The sequence below is a fragment of the Bacteroides sp. OF04-15BH genome (assembly GCF_003477995.1).
In the GTDB taxonomy this organism is placed as follows: domain Bacteria; phylum Bacteroidota; class Bacteroidia; order Bacteroidales; family Bacteroidaceae; genus Paraprevotella.
The window spans coordinates 40,544-57,937 of sequence record NZ_QUEM01000024.1 but is presented as its reverse complement, the minus strand read 5'-3'; the positions used below and the strand labels follow the sequence as shown (position 1 = coordinate 57,937).

The 17,394-nt window shown below is 47.3% G+C and carries 13 protein-coding genes; 4 read left to right on the top strand and 9 right to left on the bottom strand.

Features of this window, described 5'->3' with window-relative positions:
* The coding region (locus DXA74_RS11265; RefSeq protein WP_147401094.1) for a PEGA domain-containing protein at nucleotides 1–864 on the top strand (864 nt) is incomplete at its 5' end.
* Between the two features lie 39 nt (nucleotides 865–903).
* Nucleotides 904–1,728, top strand: coding sequence for a hypothetical protein (locus DXA74_RS11260; protein WP_147401093.1), 825 nt, complete (start codon nucleotides 904–906; stop codon nucleotides 1,726–1,728).
* Nucleotides 1,729–1,968: 240 nt separating this feature from the next.
* Here the strand turns inward: DXA74_RS11260 and uraH are convergent, their stop codons facing one another.
* The 7 genes from uraH to DXA74_RS11225 all read right to left on the bottom strand — a co-directional run bounded on the left by uraH (nucleotide 1,969) and on the right by DXA74_RS11225 (nucleotide 8,594).
* Nucleotides 1,969–2,385, bottom strand: coding sequence for a hydroxyisourate hydrolase (gene uraH, locus DXA74_RS11255; RefSeq protein WP_118527638.1), 417 nt, complete (start codon nucleotides 2,383–2,385; stop codon nucleotides 1,969–1,971).
* Between the two features lie 190 nt (nucleotides 2,386–2,575).
* The gene (gene nqrF / locus DXA74_RS11250) at nucleotides 2,576–3,850 is read right to left on the bottom strand and encodes an NADH:ubiquinone reductase (Na(+)-transporting) subunit F (RefSeq protein ID WP_118527636.1); all 1,275 of its coding nucleotides are present in this window, start codon (nucleotides 3,848–3,850) and stop codon (nucleotides 2,576–2,578) included.
* 18 nt (nucleotides 3,851–3,868) lie between these two features.
* Complete coding sequence (gene nqrE, locus DXA74_RS11245) at nucleotides 3,869–4,495, bottom strand: NADH:ubiquinone reductase (Na(+)-transporting) subunit E (RefSeq protein ID WP_118527634.1); 627 nt, start codon at nucleotides 4,493–4,495, stop codon at nucleotides 3,869–3,871.
* 28 nt (nucleotides 4,496–4,523) lie between these two features.
* The gene (locus DXA74_RS11240) at nucleotides 4,524–5,159 is read right to left on the bottom strand and encodes an NADH:ubiquinone reductase (Na(+)-transporting) subunit D (protein WP_118527632.1); all 636 of its coding nucleotides are present in this window, start codon (nucleotides 5,157–5,159) and stop codon (nucleotides 4,524–4,526) included.
* Nucleotides 5,160–5,175: 16 nt separating this feature from the next.
* The gene (gene nqrC / locus DXA74_RS11235) at nucleotides 5,176–6,030 is read right to left on the bottom strand and encodes an NADH:ubiquinone reductase (Na(+)-transporting) subunit C (protein ID WP_118527630.1); all 855 of its coding nucleotides are present in this window, start codon (nucleotides 6,028–6,030) and stop codon (nucleotides 5,176–5,178) included.
* Nucleotides 6,031–6,040: 10 nt separating this feature from the next.
* On the bottom strand, nucleotides 6,041–7,216 hold the full coding sequence (locus DXA74_RS11230; protein WP_118527628.1) for an NADH:ubiquinone reductase (Na(+)-transporting) subunit B: 1,176 nt from the start codon (nucleotides 7,214–7,216) through the stop codon (nucleotides 6,041–6,043).
* 28 nt (nucleotides 7,217–7,244) lie between these two features.
* Complete coding sequence (locus DXA74_RS11225) at nucleotides 7,245–8,594, bottom strand: Na(+)-translocating NADH-quinone reductase subunit A (protein WP_118527626.1); 1,350 nt, start codon at nucleotides 8,592–8,594, stop codon at nucleotides 7,245–7,247.
* Nucleotides 8,595–8,816: 222 nt separating this feature from the next.
* Between DXA74_RS11225 and DXA74_RS11220 the strand changes: the two genes are divergently transcribed.
* The gene (locus DXA74_RS11220; RefSeq protein WP_118527624.1) at nucleotides 8,817–13,271 is read left to right on the top strand and encodes a translocation/assembly module TamB domain-containing protein; all 4,455 of its coding nucleotides are present in this window, start codon (nucleotides 8,817–8,819) and stop codon (nucleotides 13,269–13,271) included.
* A 180-nt stretch (nucleotides 13,272–13,451) separates the two neighbouring features.
* Here DXA74_RS11220 and DXA74_RS11215 read toward each other — a convergent pair whose 3' ends face one another.
* Nucleotides 13,452–14,828 (bottom strand): threonine/serine exporter ThrE family protein, encoded by a 1,377-nt coding sequence (locus DXA74_RS11215; protein ID WP_118527622.1) that lies wholly within the window; start codon nucleotides 14,826–14,828, stop codon nucleotides 13,452–13,454.
* A gap of 233 nt (nucleotides 14,829–15,061) precedes the next feature.
* Nucleotides 15,062–16,543: a proline--tRNA ligase gene (proS, locus tag DXA74_RS11210; RefSeq protein WP_118527620.1), complete on the bottom strand. Its 1,482-nt coding sequence runs from the start codon at nucleotides 16,541–16,543 to the stop codon at nucleotides 15,062–15,064.
* 122 nt (nucleotides 16,544–16,665) lie between these two features.
* On the opposite strand from proS, the gene DXA74_RS11205 reads away from it, so the two are divergent.
* Complete coding sequence (locus DXA74_RS11205) at nucleotides 16,666–17,388, top strand: OmpA family protein (RefSeq protein WP_118527618.1); 723 nt, start codon at nucleotides 16,666–16,668, stop codon at nucleotides 17,386–17,388.
* Nucleotides 17,389–17,394 lie beyond the last annotated feature (6 nt).

The window sequence follows — 17,394 nt, the reverse complement described above, 5'->3', positions numbered from 1 at the left end:
GCAAGAAGGACGCTGAAGAGCTTAGTTGCGGATTTGAGGAATATCAAATATATAGATGGATACTACAATGTGTATGTCGTTGGTGGTATTAACTCTATAGAGATGAAACACAATGACTATCTGCCTGCCTCTATTAATTTCAAAAGGGATTTTCAGGTTAATATTGAAGGTGGAAAGACTTATGCCATCAATCTGAAAAAATCGGGTATGACTCAAAAGAAGACACAGACAGTTGTCTTTAACATGATCCCCAGAACAGGAAAAATAACGGTTAACGGAAAAACTTATCCTATAGAAAAGGGAGTCATACAGACTGAACTTTTGCCCGGAAAATATACTTATACCGCTCAGTCAACCTATTACGAAGACAAAAAGGGAGAATTTGAAGTTACTGATGTCTCCAAATCAAAAATAATTCCCCTAAAATTAAAAGCATATACGGCTAAAGTAAATTTCGTATGCAATGTACCTACAGCCATACTGTATGCAAACAACAAAAAGATCGGCGGCCCCGGACTTCTTGAAATTCCATTAGGAAAACATAAAGTACGTGTTGTAGCTGAGGATTGGAAAGACTATACCCAGGAAATCCAGTTTGAAAAAGAAGGAACTCAAGATCTCAATGTTACATTGAAACCCAAACCCTTCATTCCTGTAATCATAACAGGTAAGGGAAAAGGAAAAATGAGTCTGTTTATAGACAATAAGGAAGTTCCAGAATGGAAGAATGACGGTACACCAGTCAAAATCAAACAAGGCAGACATCTGATTACAATAACCTGCGAACAGGAAAAAGATTTTGAAACCAAAGAAAAAGTCGTGCGTATTGATCAAAACACCCCAAAGATTGAATTAAAATTCTAAGGGTAACTATGCAATTCCACTTACCAATATATTCTACACATGAAAATGACATCATTCAACAAGCTTCCTAATTTCTCTGATACCAATTATGCTTACGCCAGTTATATCTGCGGAACACTGGTTGCTGCCAGCTCGTTGTTTTTTATCTACGAGATGTTTACAGCGGCAGACTTTGGCATAGAGATACAATGGAATATCTTTAAGTCTGCGTGGTTTTCTCCCCTCTTTGTCGTTGGTTTTATCCTCGCCATTGTAAACTGGGGCAAGTTCGGACACTGGGGAGGGCAGCCGGTGAACATTTATAAAGACAAATACGGAAACAAGTATGCAGAACGCAACGATGATATTATGGATAATATGTTTGGGCATATCATACTTCCACTGCTGGGGCATTTTGTCATAGAGCCGATCATTTATGCCTGCATCATATTCTATCCGCTGATGTGTCTCTTTGCAATCCTTGGCTTTATCTTGCCTTATGCCATCACGCTCATACTCATCAGTATTTCTGTCTTTATTTTCCTGAGCCCAAAGCATGCCAACGGCGTCGCTTACCGCTCTGTTGTTTTGGTCTTACTGACTTTGCTGATGGGTGGAGGATTATCCTGGGCAGGCTGGAGTATGGAAAGCAGCAAAGGAAACGATTATTCATTCCAAACTACTTCTCCGGAAACAGAGGAAGAGGTTCAAACAACGACCAGTACAGATAATACCGATGAAGATGACATGTTCAGCGAACCTGCACAGACAAATAGTGAAGAACAGCAAAACAATAACACCTCTACAAGCAATAGCGAGGATGACATGTTTGACACACCGACGAACACCTCTGCTGCTTCTGATCCTGATATGTTCAAAGAATAAACAAGGAAAACAACTATTGGACATAGAAACTCTATAATCCACATTACACCAATTAAAAAGGGAGGGGGAATATGATTCTCCTCCCTTTTCATTTTCTGCGCCTCACGGGGCTAAAAACCGCCCTATATGACAAGAGTTATTCCCAGCAATCAAAGCGGGATAATAATAAGAAATGCCGCCCAGCCTAAAAGCTGGACAGCATCCTGCGAAAATAAACCCTAAACTAAACTTATATACCGATCAGCTACCCCGATAAGTGGAATAGCCGTAAGGAGACAATGTAATAGGCACATGATAGTGAGCTCCATCCTTAATCTGAAAAACCACCTCTATGAATGGATAAAAGGTGTCCTGTCCCTGAGTCTCAAAATAAGGAGCAATATGATAGGTCAGCTTATATATGCCGATATTTCCCGCAGGAGTCTCCTTCAGAAAGTCCTTCACACGTCCGTTTTCGTCCGTCACTCGCTCTTCTATTTGAGTCCAGTCGCCCGAAGCATCCTGACGACTCAGTGTAATCTTTACTCCCGCTGCCGGTTTACCGACATTGATATCAAGTATATGGCTGGACAACTGATATTTCTCACTTTGTGTTTGTGCAATTCCTATCAAGGAAAACAGGGATAGAAGCAATCCCAATACAAAAGCCTTCTTCATAATCCTACATATCTTTAAATTTGTACTGATTACAAAGATATAAAGTTTTCTTTTTGAGAGAACCCGATCACGTTCTTTTTGGAAGATTTTACAGTTCCTTAACAAAAAAAGCAATAAAAAAAGGAAACCACCCTTGCGGGCAGTTTCCTTTTTATTGAGTTTTTCGATTGTCTTATCAATCTGATACAGACTATCCACCGAAGTTATCGTACATGATGCTTTCCGGTTCAACACCCAGACTGTCGAGCATGCTAACCACAGCTTTTGACATCGGGCCAGGACCACACATGTAGTATTCGATATCTTCCGGAGCCTCGTGATTCTTCAGATATGTTTCGTAAATTACCTGATGAACGAATCCCGGAGTATACTTCACGCCAGCTGCATCGGCTGCCGGATCCGGACGGTCGAGAGCCAAGTGGAAGCTGAAGTTCGGGAAGTCCTTCTCCAACTGCAGGAAGTCTTCCAGATAGAATACCTCGTTCAGCGCACGAGCACCATAGAAGTAACTCATCTTACGATCAGTTGTCTTCAATGTCTTGGTCATGTGCATGATCTGAGCACGCAGAGGAGCCATACCGGCACCACCACCTACCCACATCATCTCCTTCTTAGAGTTGAAGATTGGGTGGAAGTCTCCGTAAGGACCGCTCATAATCACCTTATCACCCGGTTTCAGGGTAAAGATGTATGAAGAAGCAATACCCGGCATTACGTCCATGAAGCCAGGACCCTGATCTTTCGGCTTGAACGGAGGAGTAGCGATACGTACAGTCAGCATGAAGCGGTCACCCTCGGCAGGATAGTTGGCCATTGAGTAAGCACGGATGGTTTCTTCAGTGTTCTCACACTTCAAACCGAACAGACCGAACTTCTCCCATGCCGGCAGATATTCCGGACCGATCAGATCCTTGTCGATATCCTTGTTATAGTCCATCTTGAACTTAGGAATCTTGATCTGAGCGTATGAACCCGGAATGAAGTCCATGTGAGCACCTTCAGGCAACTGCACGATGAACTCCTTGATAAAGGTAGCCACGTTCTTGTTGCTGATAACGGTACACTCGTACTCCTTAACACCCATTACAGATTCCGGTACCACGATCTCCATATCGCTCTTCACTTTGCACTGACATCCCAGACGCCAGTTATCCTTAATCTGCTTACGGGTAAAGTGTCCCTTTTCTGAATCCAGAATCTCACCGCCGCCGGCAGGAACCTGGCACTTGCACTGACCGCAAGAACCCTTACCACCACAGGCAGAAGGCAAGTAAATACCCTGCTCTGACAAAGCAGACAGCAAGCTGCCGCCCTGAGCTACAGAAACAGTCTTGTCACCATTGATCTTGATGTTTACATTTCCGCTAGGCGACAAATATTTCTTTGCTACGAGCAAGATAATCACCAACAGCAGGATGATCACGAGGAATACTCCAATGCTCGTAAAAATAAAATTCATATCCATTGTTTATTCCCTTTCCTATTAAATTTTCAAACCTGAGAAACACATAAATGCCATGGCCATCAAACCTACAGTGATGAAGGTGATACCCAGTCCCTGCAACGGCTTCGGCACGTTGGTGTAAGCCATCTTTTCGCGAATAGCCGCCAAAGAAACGATAGCCAGAGTCCAACCGATACCTGAACCCAATGCATAAGCCAGAGAATCCCATACATTAGCGATAGCCTGAGAGCTGGTAGCCGGATCCATCTGGATTCTCTGCTGCATGAACAGAGAAGCACCCATGATGGCACAGTTCACAGCAATCAACGGAAGGAAAATACCCAATGCAGAGTAAAGTGATGGAGAGAAACGCTCCACAATCATCTCAACCAACTGCACAATACCGGCAATTACGGCGATAAACAGGATAAATGCCAGATAAGTGAGGTCCTGACCCAAGATTCCGTCTTCGGCCAAAACTTTGGTCTGCAACAAATAGTCCACCGGAACAGTCACCAGCAACACGAAAGTTACGGCGATACCCAATCCGAGTGAAGTCTTTACATTCTTAGATACGGCCAAGTATGAACACATACCCAAGAAGAAAGCGAAAATCATATTGTCCACAAAAATTGAACGGACAAACAAGCTTAATAAATGTTCCATAATTTTTCTTTTATCTAGTATGTGTTACTTACTTTTTCTTCTTGTCCGGATCATTGATTGCACGCTGTGCCCAAATGAAACATCCTACCAGAATCAGGGCCATAGCCGGCATGGTCATCATACCGTTGTTCATATAACCCATTTCGTAGAATCCGTCAGGGATGATCTGGAAGCCAAGCAAACTACCGTTACCCAGGAACTCACGTACAGCACCTACGATAACCAATACCATGGCATAACCCAAACCGTTACCGATACCATCCAGGAAGCTCTCCCAAGGACCGTTCATCATGGCAAATGCCTCCAAACGTCCCATCAGGATACAGTTGGTGATGATCAGACCTACGTATACAGAAAGCTGAACACTTACATCATAAGCAAAAGCCTTCAGGACCATACTTACGATGGTTACCAGAGCCGCAACCACTACCAGCTGAACGATGATACGGATACGGTTAGGAATGGTGTTACGGATCAAAGAAATGATCAGGTTTGAGAAAGCGGTAATGACCGTTACAGAAAGTCCCATCACAATTGCAGGCATCAACTGAGAAGTTACAGCCAAAGCCGAACAGATACCCAACACCTGTACTGCTACCGGGTTATTGAGGTTGATCGGTGATGAGAATACCTCTCTATTCTCTTTTGAAAATAATTTTCCCATTTTTTTCTACCTCCAATTATTCATTAGTTGTTAAAAAAGTCATGTAACGTGACAAGCACTCGTGAAGCATGTTGTTCACACCGTCTGAAGTCAAAGTAGCACCGGTGATGGCATCGCAACGGCTGTCATCGGTCAGTCCTTCTACGAACTTGCCTTTCTTAGCCACGCTGATCAACACAGCACTCTTGTCGGCATTCAGCACCTTCTTGCCTTCAAACTGCTTCTGGAACTTCTCATACTCGGTGATGATGGCACCCAAACCGGCAGTTTCTCCCTTGTGAGAGAAGTAAACACCATAGATAGTGTTCTTGTCGGCATTTACAGCCACATAACCCCAGATAGCATCCCACAGACCTTTACCGGTCAAAGGCATCACATATTTGGTTTCACCGTTTACGTTACAAACATAAAGAGGGAGGTTCTCAGCAGAAATTTCCTTGTCTTCTACAGCAAAACCATCCTTGTCCTTGCTTGCTCCATCCTTAACCATTTCACCGTTAGAAGTAATGATCTGGTCTGAAACAACCACTTCGTCATATTTGCTTTCTACATTAGCCTTATCCAGATCGCGGATATTCAGGGCAGCCAGAATCTGGCTCTTCTTGTCAATACGTACATTGGCCATTGACTGTGGTTCCAACGCCTTAGAGACAAAAGCCAGCAAGAAAGCCACGATGATTACTACCACACAAGCGTAGATAATCGTATAGGTATTGCTGCTGGTATTGATACCTTTCTTCTTTGGCTGTCCGCCTTCAGTGATTTCTTCGAACTCTGAAGCCGGAGCCTGACACGCGGGACATTTGGCCGGAGCTGCATCACCTTCGTGGATGTAGCCGCATACTTTACACTTAAATTTCTTTGTAGCCATATTCCTTTAATTATTTTTTAATTGCACGTTTAGCTCGCTTGTCAATGTTGTTCTGAACAACGATGTAGTCAATCAGCGGAGCGAATACATTCATCAACAAGATGGCAAGCATCATACCTTCTGGATAACCCGGGTTCAGCACACGGATGATAACAGCCATGGCACCGATCAGGAATCCATAATAGTACTTACCGGTTTCAGTACGGGCTGAAGTTACAGGGTCGGTAGCCATGAATACGGCACCGAAGCAGAAACCACCCAGAATGATGTGCTGATACCAAGGCATAGCAGCTACTGCATTGCCCTCAGGACCGAAGTTAGAGAAGATCAATCCCATAACAGCACCACCGACAAATACGCTGATCATAGTCTTCCAGCTGGCAACACCGGTCCACAACAGGATGATCGCACCGATACCGATGGCAATCACGCTGGTTTCACCGATAGAACCCGGAATCAGACCTACGAACTGCTCCCACAAAGAAGAAGTAATGGCAGCACCTGTTGCAGCCTGACCCAGAGGAGTAGCCATTGTGAAGGCATCCGGAAGGTTGTAACCCAAGCCACAGATGCTCTCTGTAGCTACCCAGCAAGCGTCACCGCTCATTACGGTAGGATAAGCAAAGAACAGGAATGCACGGGTGATCAAAGCTACGTTGAAGATGTTCATACCGGTACCACCGAAAATCTCCTTAGCGAAGATTACGGCGAAAGCACAGGCAATGGCAATCACCCACAGAGGGCAGCCTACCGGCACAATCAGAGGAACCAACATACCGGTTACCAGGTAACCTTCGTGAATTTCCTCGTTCTTCCACTGAGCCACGATGAACTCGATACCCAGACCTACGATATAAGAAACCAGAATCTTAGGCAATACAGCCAGGAAACCATAACCGAACATTTCCCAGAAACCGGTCTCAGCCAGTTTTCCGGCAGCCATGGCATTCTGATAACCGATGTTGTACATACCGAACAACAGAGCCGGAATCAAAGCAATCACAACAAACGACATGATACGCTTGCTGTCAATAGCGTCGTGTACATTTACTCCACACTTCGATGTTGTATTGGGCACGAACAGGAATGTCTCGAAGCCATCAAATACAGAACGGAAAGCGTGAAGCTTGCCTCCCTCTTCGAAGTTCGGCTTTATCTTATCAAGATATTTTCTTAACGCGTTCATTATTATTTACGTATTTTATAAGTTTAAATTAAGCCATTTCTTTGCGAAGCATATCCAAACCTTCACGCACGATACGCTGCAACTCCAGTTTTGAAGAGTCAACGAATTCGCAGAGAGCGAAGTCTTCCGGTGCCACTTCGTAGATACCCAATGCCTCCATGCGGTCGATATCACCGGTGATGATAGCCTTAACCAGCTGCTCCGGGAAGATATCCATCGGGAATACACGGTCGTACTCGTTGCTCATGATCATGTGACGCTCGCCACCCTTCACACGGGCATCCAGAGTGTATTCCTTCTTGCCACACAACCAGCTGAAATATGAACGGCTGGTAGAGAACTGATCGAAACGAGGCATGATCCAACCCAGCATTTCGTGAACATCATCACCTTCAGGAATCACATTCACCTCTGTTGAGTGAGCACCCAGGAATCCGTTGGCAGTAGTCTTCTGGCCGGTCATGACATTACCGTCGATGATACGCACGGTCTTGTCTGTTGCGATACGACCGTTCAGCAAGGTTGTCAGCTGCTGGCCGACCTTTACCTTTGCATAAGCCGGTGCCTTTACTTCTGAACCTGCCAAAGCGATGGTACGGGTCAGATCTACCTTACCGGTGTTGAACAGACGACCGATGAAGATCACTTCCTCGGCTCCGATAGTCCATACGATTTCTCCCTTGTTGATCGGATCCACATGATTGATCTGAACACCTACATTACCAGCAGGAGCCGGACCGTCGAACACGTTCACGGTAACGTTCTTGGCCTGAGTCAAAGCGGCATTCTTCTGCTTGCTGCTCACACCGAGGTAAGTCTTGGCAATCTTTGACAATGCATCCAGACCTGTCTGGAAATCGCTTTCCTGACCTGCCAATACATACTCAAAGTCTGCGGACAACGGCATGGAGTTGAATGCAGACACGAAGATAGCTTTCGGAGTTGCATCCGGAGTAGCCACTACATCATAAGGACGCTGCTTGAAGAAAGCAAAGAGTCCGGACTCCAGCAGGAGTTCCTTCACTGCACTGCCGTCCATAGATGCAACCTGCTTCTTACCGAAGTCAACAGCCTGCTGCTCTGCATCAGCCTTAACCTGCACGCTTAACACTTTACGACGTTCGCCACGCTCTACCAATGACACGGTTCCGCTCACCGGTGAAACGAACTTCACTGTAGGATGTGCCTTGTCTACAAACAAGGCTTCGCCGGCCTTCACGACATCTCCCTCTTTGACAACCACTTTCGGCTTCATTCCCACGAAGCTGTCAGGAACCAATGCGTAGGTTCCCGGACACGCTACCTGAAACTTTTCCTTGGCGGCTTTGCCCTTGAGATTGACATCAAGACCCTTACGTAATTTAATTACACTTGCCATATATTTGGATTATAAAAAATGGTTTTAATTAAAACGGCGCAAATTTACGTAAAATAATAGAAAAAGGGAAAGGTTTCTCCAAAGAAAATTGTAATTTCGTGTATCAAAATATTATAAAATATCAAAACGCTCAAGAAAATAACCAGACGCCTGATTGGTGGAATCGTGACATTCTATCTCGCAGGACTGCTATTGCTGAATATTCCAGCAATACAGGTACGCATGTCCGCATTTCTAGCGGCCCGGCTTTCCGACTATCTGAAAACGGAAATACGCATCGGGCGGACGGATATCGGCTTGCTGAACCGCATTATTGTAGATGATGTGCTGATTATGGACCAGCAGCAAGACACTCTGCTGCGGGCAGCCCGTCTTTCGGCCAAGCTGGACATCGCCTCCATCCTGAAAGGAAAGATCGTCATCAACAACACGCAACTGTTTGGCTGTTACGTCAATATCTACCAGAACAACCCGAAAGGAAAGACCAACATGCAATTCCTGATCGATGCCTTTGCTTCGAAGGACACGACGAGCAAGAAAGACATCGACCTGCGCATCAACTCCATCCTCATCCGACGAGGAGAAGTGCGCTTCAACAAGCGGTTTGTGGCCGAAACGCCGGGAGTCTTCAACCCGGCTCATCTGCACATCCGGCAGCTCAGCACAAACATAGCCCTGAAGGCGTTCACCAAAGACTCTCTGAATTTTCAGGTCAAACGTCTGTCTTTCAAGGAACAGTCGGGCATCAGCATGGAAAATTTCCGTTTCAAGATTCTGGCAAACAGCAAGCATGCCAATATCTCCCAACTCGATGTGCAGCTGCCTCACAGCCGGCTGACCATCGACTCGCTTCAGGCCACCTACCCCGGTTCTCCGAGGATTATCGGGTGGAACAAGTGGATGGACGGATTCCATGCCGTGCTGCGTGTGGACCATTCTTACGTAACGCCTCATGATCTGGCTTGTTTTGTCCCGGCTCTCAAAGGGATGCACGAACCGCTCCACCTGAATCTGTATGGAGAATGGGTCCGTGAACATGTGTTCTTCGACCACATCCATCTGTTTACCAAAAACGAAGAAGTGGACCTGCACACACGCCTGCTTTTATATAATGTAAGAAACAAACAGAAGCGCGGACTGCATGCATCCGCACTCTCACTGGACATCGAGAATGAGGTGATCCAACTCTTGCCCGAAGAGATCAAGAACAAACTCTCCGGCGCAGCACCCTTTATCGAAAAGGCTGAATTCATCCGATTTAACGGAGAACTGAAAGCAACGCATAACCTACTGAATACCAATGGAGAGATCAGTTGCTCGGCCGGCAATATTGCCATCAACGGCACGTTCAACGGCACCAAACAGTTCAAGGGTACCGTCGCATCCAAACAGCTGCAACTCAACAAGATTCTGGCTCCGGAAAGCGGTTTGGGCAACCTGGTCTTCAACCTGAATCTCAACGGAAATCTGGAAAACAAGATTCCGAAAATCGTGGCCAAGGGAGTCATCAACAATTTTGAATACAAGACCTACAACTATCAGAATATTCAGATTGACGGAAAATACGGAAACCAGGGATTCGAGGGCAACGTGTCCATGGAAGACCCCAACGGAACCATCCGTCTGAACGGCAGCATCAATCCTTATCTGAAGGAACCGAAAGTGAATGTGGCTCTTGACCTGGAAAACATGTCGCCACACGACCTGAAACTCACCGACAAGATGAGCGGCATGCACTTCACTACAAAAATCGAGGCGGATTTTTCAGGCTTGAAGGCCGACGAGCTGAACGGCAGTCTGAACATCCATGATTTTCTGGTGCGTAAGGCAGAAGAAGAACGCCATTTCGGCAACCTGTCCCTGAACTGGATCAAAAAGGAAAAACAGGAAAAAAGCATCCGGTTATACAGCGACTTCCTGCAAGCCACCGTTGAAGGTGACTTCACATTCAAAGACTTGATACACAATGGACAATATGCAGTATCCAAGTATCTTCCGGGACTGATACCGACTCCGGAAAAGAAAGCCTCCGACTGCCAGATTTCGGCCATCGTACACATTCAGAATCTGGATGCACTGAAATATATCCTGAACGTGCCGATTGACTTCAAGCAGGCGGCCTACATCAACGCGTCGTTCAACAGTAAAAAGGACCTGATACAGATGCAGGTGAACGCCCCTCATGTGATTTACGGCACGGAAAACATCAAAAACATCCACGTAAACTATGCGGGCAGCAACGGATTCCTGAACGGCGCTCTGTCTCTCTCCAGAGAAATGGGCAAAAACATGGTGCGCATCGGGGTTAACACGGATATCCGCGACGGTATTCTCTACAACAACCTGCACTGGAATATCCCCAAGAGCAAGAAATATTCCGGCAATGTTGCCATCAGCACGCTCTTCGAAGAGACCGAGGACAAGCAGACCCGCACGGTCATCAATTTCAACCCGAGCAGCATTGTCATCAACGACTCCGTATGGAATGTTCATCCGGCGCGCGTGGAAATCGAACCCGGCTCTGTGCATATTGACAACTTCCTGATCGACCAGTCGGCCGACCGCTATCTGAGTGTTCACGGATCGGTTTCCGACCAGAAGAACGACACACTTGTGGCCAATCTCAAGAACATCAATCTGCAGTATGTGTTCAACATGATCAACTTCCACGCCGTGGAGTTCGACGGCTATGCCACCGGACGTGTCTATGCCCACGACCTGAAACAGGATCCTACCGTTGAAGCATATCTGAACGTGCAGAACTTCACGTTCAACCTGGCTCCGATGGGGGCCATGAACGCCTACGCCCGATGGAAAACCAGCGAGCATTCCATTTTCCTGAATGCCCTGATGAACGACCCGATGGAAAGCAGCATGACGCGCGTGGAGGGTACCATCACTCCGGGACATGAGCCGGGCAGCGGACTCGACCTGAACATCACGGCCGACAACACCAATCTGTACTTCCTGAACCAATATACGGCAGGAATCTTCACCAACCTGCAAGGACGCACCACCGGCAATCTCCGCGTATTCGGTCCGTTTGGCGGCATCGACCTCGAAGGCGACATGCTGGTAAAACATGCCCGCATGAAAGTGGACATCCTGAACACGCAGTATCACATGTATAATAATAAGGTGGCCATCCGACCGGGAAAAATCATATTCGACGATGCCGTGATTTACGACGAGGACGGCGGTACCCAGACTCTGGGCCACAAGGCTCTGCTGAATGGCGTACTGAGCCACGAGCATTTCTCGAACATGAGCTACGACATCGACATCAAGGCCGACCAGCTGCTGGCGTACGACCAGAAAGAGTTCGGCGACGAGCTGTTCTGCGGTACTGCCATTGCCTCCGGACGAGTGGGCATCAAGGGATGGCCGGGAGTGCTCAACGTGGATATTGATGCCTGGCCGGAAGAAAACACCATCTTCATGTATAACCTGTCGCGCCCGGACGTGCTCACGGAAAATCAGTTCGTCAAGTTCGTATCCAGCAAAAAGACGGGAACGGACCGGCGGAACCTCCTGCTGGAATCGGAGGACATGACCGCTGAGGACAACGAGCAGACATCGGCCGCGACCAGCAAGACCGCCGAGGACGCTGCCGAAGAAAAAAGCAGCGACGTGCGGGTAAACTTCAATCTGCACATCACACCGCGTGCCACCATGAGAATCCTGATGGATGCCCGCGCCGGAGACTACATCTCTGTAAACGGAAGCGGAAACATCAAGGCTTCGTTCTATAACAAGGGTAAATTCCAGATGTACGGCACCTTTACGGTGCAGGAGGGTGTGTATAAATTGTCGCTTCAGGACGTTATCCGAAAAGATTTTGTCCTGTCGCCGGGAGGAAACATCGTGTTTGGCGGCGATCCGAACGAAGCGGGACTGAATCTGCAGGCCATCTACAGCGTGCCGTCAGTTTCGCTCAATGACCTGAGCTCCGGAAGCACCTTCAGCCAGAACAACGTGCGCGTAAACTGTCTGATGAACATCACCGGAAAAGCCAAACAGCCGCACATCAGCTTCGACTTCGACATTCCGAATGTCAACGAGGATGAAAAACGAATGGTGAAAAGCCTCATCAGCACCGAAGAGGAAAAGAACATGCAGATTGTATATCTGCTGGGTATCGGCCGCTTCTATACTTATGACTATAACAACCCGAACCAGAGCCAGTCTTCTGTAGCGATGAAGTCCTTGCTCTCGTCTACCCTGAGCGGACAGCTGAACGAAATGCTTTCGAACATCATCGGCAACAACAACTGGAACTTCGGTACCAACCTGAGCACCGGCGAACAGGGCTGGAGCGACATGGATGTGGAAGGACTGCTGTCGGGCCGACTGCTGAACAACCGCCTGCTGATTAACGGTAATTTCGGCTATCGCGACAATACGAACACTTACAAGTCGTCTAACTTTATCGGTGACTTTGACATCCAATGGCTCCTGACGCCAAGCGGAAACCTGTCTCTGAAAGCCTACAGCGAAACAAACGACCGCTACTTTACCAAGTCATCACTGACCACTCAGGGCATCGGAATTCAGTTCAAAAAGGATTTCGGCGCCTGGAAGGATCTCTTCAAAATCTCAAGAAGAAAACGGCCGCAGATTCTGGAAAACGATTCCGTGAAAACGGAAACTGACGATAAGGATTTGCAGAACCCATAAGACGGATTCCTGCTAAAAACAAACAGCGCGGGGCTGTGTCTGAACGGACACAGCCCCGCGCTGTTTGTTTATTCTGTTTGCTGCCTGAAAAGTACCGGCAGCATCGTCTCTCAAAAACATCGTGATGTTTTCATGCAATCATCAAAATGATTGGTTCATTTCATCGTGACGATTTTTTCATTACCATTCAATGAACTTTCCGCGCTCACGTCTCTTGCGCAATTCTTCCTGAAGGAAGCGCTGACGGTCTTTGGCGATAAAGCGACGGGCAAAGATGTTCGGAATGGCAACACCCAAGGCAATGCAGAAGATGACCATACCGGAATTTACACCGCTCTCCAAAGCTTTCATAAACGGAGTGATCTCATCCAAAGACTTCACGTTCATGCTGATAAAGCCCAAAAGCATGCGATACATCAGCACTCCCGGAATCATCGGGATGACAGAAGGAATGGTCAGCACGTGGTTAGGCACATGGAACCAGTGAACAGCCTTGATGGCAATGAGGCTCACCAATACTGAACCGGCAAAAGAACCCATGACCAGACCCATATCCAGACCGATATTGTTGGTGCTCGGTCCTAAGTTTACAAAGTTACGGGTACATACAGCCAGAATACCGCCAATGGCTACCACCCACAACAAACGGCGCGGGATGTTGAAGATCATGGAGAATCCCATAGCCGAAATAGCGGCGGCAATGGCATATTCCCAATAAGCGTGATGCGGCACAATGCTCAGGGTGGCAAACAGTTCCGGAATGTTACAGAACTTGATGACGAAGGTAATACCGAAAGCCATAGAGGTGACGATCAACAGCGTATTGACCGCTCGCACGATACCCACCTGAATATAATTGTCGAGCATATCGTCCACAAAGTTAATCAATGGCACACCCGGCACGATAAACAGGGCACAGGCCAACAGCGGATGATAAGGAGTGCTGGTCCATTCCGAAGGCAGATAAGTGGTAGACCAGGCAATCAGCGTAGAGATAAATGCCGCAATGGCAATGCTCATATAGTGATTGATACCCCACTCGTTGCAGATAGCGCGCACGCGCATACCCAGAATGGCCGCAATGGAAGCATAAAGGAAAGCCACCCAGTCGCAACCGAACTGAATACAGAATCCGCCACAGGCAAAACCGGCACCGATAGCCACCTGCCACGGGGTGTAGTTACGTTTCTTGGTACGAATCTTTTCCAATTCAGCCTCATACTGATCCAGAGAATAGTCTTGCTCAATGGCTCTCCATGACAGTTTGCTGACTTCCGAAATGGCGGTCATGTTCACACCATGATGCTCGCACTTCTGGAGTTTGGAGAAAGAGTGGGCGTTGTCACTCAGGTTCACTTGCAGCATGGTAAAACCTACATCAATGTGCAGTTTATCTTCCGGCAAGCCCAAGTAGGCTGCTACCCGATTCATGTTGCGTACAACTCTATTGGTGTCGGCCAGACTTTCTACCAATAATTTTCCGGTTCTCAATAATAAATCTAACTTTCTTCTGATCAATAACAGATCCTGCTGGTCTTCTTGTTTGTGCTCCAACATAAATTAATTTTTATATACAAAAAAACTGATATTTCTTTCGGAGTGCAAAAGTATAAAAAAATAACCAACCCGACAACGTAAAACTGATATTTAACCCAATCTTACAGCAGTTTAGCCAATTCCGAAAGCCGGAGAGGTCTGTTTACGACAAAGAGCATGTCCGCGGGTCTGCACCCGAAGACATGCTCTTTTCTGTATTTTTCGTTTCCGCCGGAAAGCGTGCTCCTGACGGATTAGTAAGAACGTGCGATCAATACTCTACACTTGGCCGGCTTGCCGCTCACCATATCCACACCCGGAGTCTGCTCGAACTCGAACGGAACGCAACGGATGGTTGCCTGAGTATCTTCCTTGATCTTGGCCTCTGTCTCGGCTGTACCGTCCCAGTGACACAGGAAGAAACCACCGTCCTTAACGCGCTTCTTGAAGTCTTCATAATCATCGCACTCGTAGATGTGTGCATCGCGGTATGCCTTGGCCTTGGCGAAGATGTTGTTCTGAATGTCTTCCAACAGGTCTTTCACATACTGCTCGATACCGTCCATCGTGCGGGTTTCCTTCTCCAGAGTATCACGACGCATGATTTCTACGGTGTTGTTCTCCAGGTCGCGGGCACCGATTACCAGACGTACCGGTACACCCTTCAGCTCATAATCCGCAAACTTGAAGCCCGGACGCTTGTTGTCGGCATTGTCATACTTCACAGAAACACCCATGGCACGCAGGTTGGCAGCGATACCCTCAACCTTGGCGTCGATGGCTGCCAGCTGCTCCTCATTCTTATAAATAGGTACAATAACCACCTGGATCGGAGCCAACTTCGGAGGCAATACCAGACCATTGTCATCAGAGTGAGTCATGATCAGGGCACCCATCAAGCGGGTAGAAACGCCCCATGAAGTAGCCCAGGCATATTCCAGCTTGTTTTCCTTATTGATGAACTGCACATCGAAAGCCTTTCCGAAGTTCTGTCCCAGGAAGTGAGAAGTACCGCTCTGCAAAGCCTTTCCGTCCTGCATCATCGCTTCAATGGTATAGGTATCCAAAGCACCGGCAAAACGCTCGGTCTCGCTCTTCACACCCTGAACCACCGGAACGGCCATATATTTCTCGGCAAAGTCGGCATATACCTTCAGCATCTGCTTGGCGCGGTCTTCAGCCTCCTCACGGGTTGCGTGAGCGGTGTGACCTTCCTGCCACAAGAACTCGGCAGTACGCAGGAACAGACGGGTACGCATCTCCCAGCGCATCACGTTACACCACTGGTTGCACAGCACCGGCAGGTCGCGATAGCTCTGAATCCAGTTGCGGAAAGTGTTCCAGATAATGGTTTCGGAAGTAGGACGGATAATCAGTTCCTCCTCCAGCTTGGCAGCCGGGTCTACCACTACCCCGTTTTTCTCCTCGTTGGTTTTCAAGCGGTAGTGAGTCACCACAGCACATTCCTTGGCAAAACCTTCAACATGCTCTGCTTCTTTGCTCAAAAATGATTTCGGGATCAACAAAGGGAAATAAGCGTTCTGCACACCGGTTTCCTTGAACTTGTCGTCCAGAATACGCTGCATTTTCTCCCAGATTGCATAACCGTAAGGCTTGATGACCATACAGCCGCGCACGTCAGACTGCTCGGCCAGATCAGCTTTTACGACCAGTTCGTTATACCACTGAGAATAGTTTTCACTTCTCTTTGTCAGATTTTTCAATTCTTTCGCCATAATGTTTATCTTAATTATTTATTGGCGCAAAATTACAAAAAAGTTTTTATTCCTTGTGTGAAAAGGAAAAAATGTCTTATCTTTGCCGCCGTTTTGAAGAATTTTTAATTTTAAAGTTAACTATGAAAGGAATGAAATTGACAGCAGGTTTTCTCTGCTTTTCATTGGTGTTGAGTAGCTGTGGTATGTCTAACACAGGTAAAGGCTCAATTATCGGAGCAGGTGGTGGTGCAGCCCTGGGTTCATTGATTGGTGCTTTGGCCAGCCAGAACAAGGGTAAGGGTGCTGCTATCGGTGCTGCAGTAGGTACAGCAGTAGGTGTTACCGCAGGTGCGTTAATCGGTAAGAAGATGGACAAGGCTAAGGCTGAGGCTGAAAAGATTGAGAACGCAGAAGTTGAAAGTGTAACAGATGCTAACGGTTTGCAGGCTGTTAAGGTTACCTTCGATTCAGGTATCCTGTTCAACACAAGCAGCTCTACTCTGAGCACAACAGCACAGTCTTCACTGAAGAACTTTGCAACCAACGTATTGCTCCAGAATACAGATATGGACGTTGCCATCAAGGGCTATACAGACAACCAGGGCTGGAAGAACAGCACAGCCGAGCAGAGCGTACAGAAGAACATCACTCTGTCTTTGCAGCGTGCACAGGCTGTTGAGTCTTACCTGAAGAATCAGGGTGTAGGTTCAGCTCAGATCAAGTCAGTAGAAGGATTGGGCGAGGCTAATCCGGTTGCCGACAACTCAACTGCTGCCGGCCGTCAGGAAAACCGTCGTGTAGAAGTTTATTTGTATGCAAGCGAGGCAATGATCAAGGCTGCCGAGGCTGAAGCTGCAAAATAATAAAGT

What these genes read in the sequence shown, in the direction of transcription:
- DXA74_RS11240 (WP_118527632.1), bottom strand. Translation starts at nt 5,159, where the DNA reads ATGGGAAAATTATTTTCAAAAGAGAATAGAGAGGTATTCTCATCACCG.
- DXA74_RS11225 (WP_118527626.1), bottom strand. Translation starts at nt 8,594, where the DNA reads ATGGCAAGTGTAATTAAATTACGTAAGGGTCTTGATGTCAATCTCAAG.
- DXA74_RS11220 (WP_118527624.1), top strand. Translation starts at nt 8,817, where the DNA reads ATGTCCGCATTTCTAGCGGCCCGGCTTTCCGACTATCTGAAAACGGAA.
- nqrC (WP_118527630.1), bottom strand. Translation starts at nt 6,030, where the DNA reads ATGGCTACAAAGAAATTTAAGTGTAAAGTATGCGGCTACATCCACGAA.
- DXA74_RS11215 (WP_118527622.1), bottom strand. Translation starts at nt 14,828, where the DNA reads ATGTTGGAGCACAAACAAGAAGACCAGCAGGATCTGTTATTGATCAGA.
- DXA74_RS11230 (WP_118527628.1), bottom strand. Translation starts at nt 7,216, where the DNA reads ATGAACGCGTTAAGAAAATATCTTGATAAGATAAAGCCGAACTTCGAA.
- nqrF (WP_118527636.1), bottom strand. Translation starts at nt 3,850, where the DNA reads ATGGATATGAATTTTATTTTTACGAGCATTGGAGTATTCCTCGTGATC.
- DXA74_RS11205 (WP_118527618.1), top strand. Translation starts at nt 16,666, where the DNA reads ATGAAAGGAATGAAATTGACAGCAGGTTTTCTCTGCTTTTCATTGGTG.
- uraH (WP_118527638.1), bottom strand. Translation starts at nt 2,385, where the DNA reads ATGAAGAAGGCTTTTGTATTGGGATTGCTTCTATCCCTGTTTTCCTTG.
- proS (WP_118527620.1), bottom strand. Translation starts at nt 16,543, where the DNA reads ATGGCGAAAGAATTGAAAAATCTGACAAAGAGAAGTGAAAACTATTCT.
- nqrE (WP_118527634.1), bottom strand. Translation starts at nt 4,495, where the DNA reads ATGGAACATTTATTAAGCTTGTTTGTCCGTTCAATTTTTGTGGACAAT.
- DXA74_RS11260 (WP_147401093.1), top strand. Translation starts at nt 904, where the DNA reads ATGAAAATGACATCATTCAACAAGCTTCCTAATTTCTCTGATACCAAT.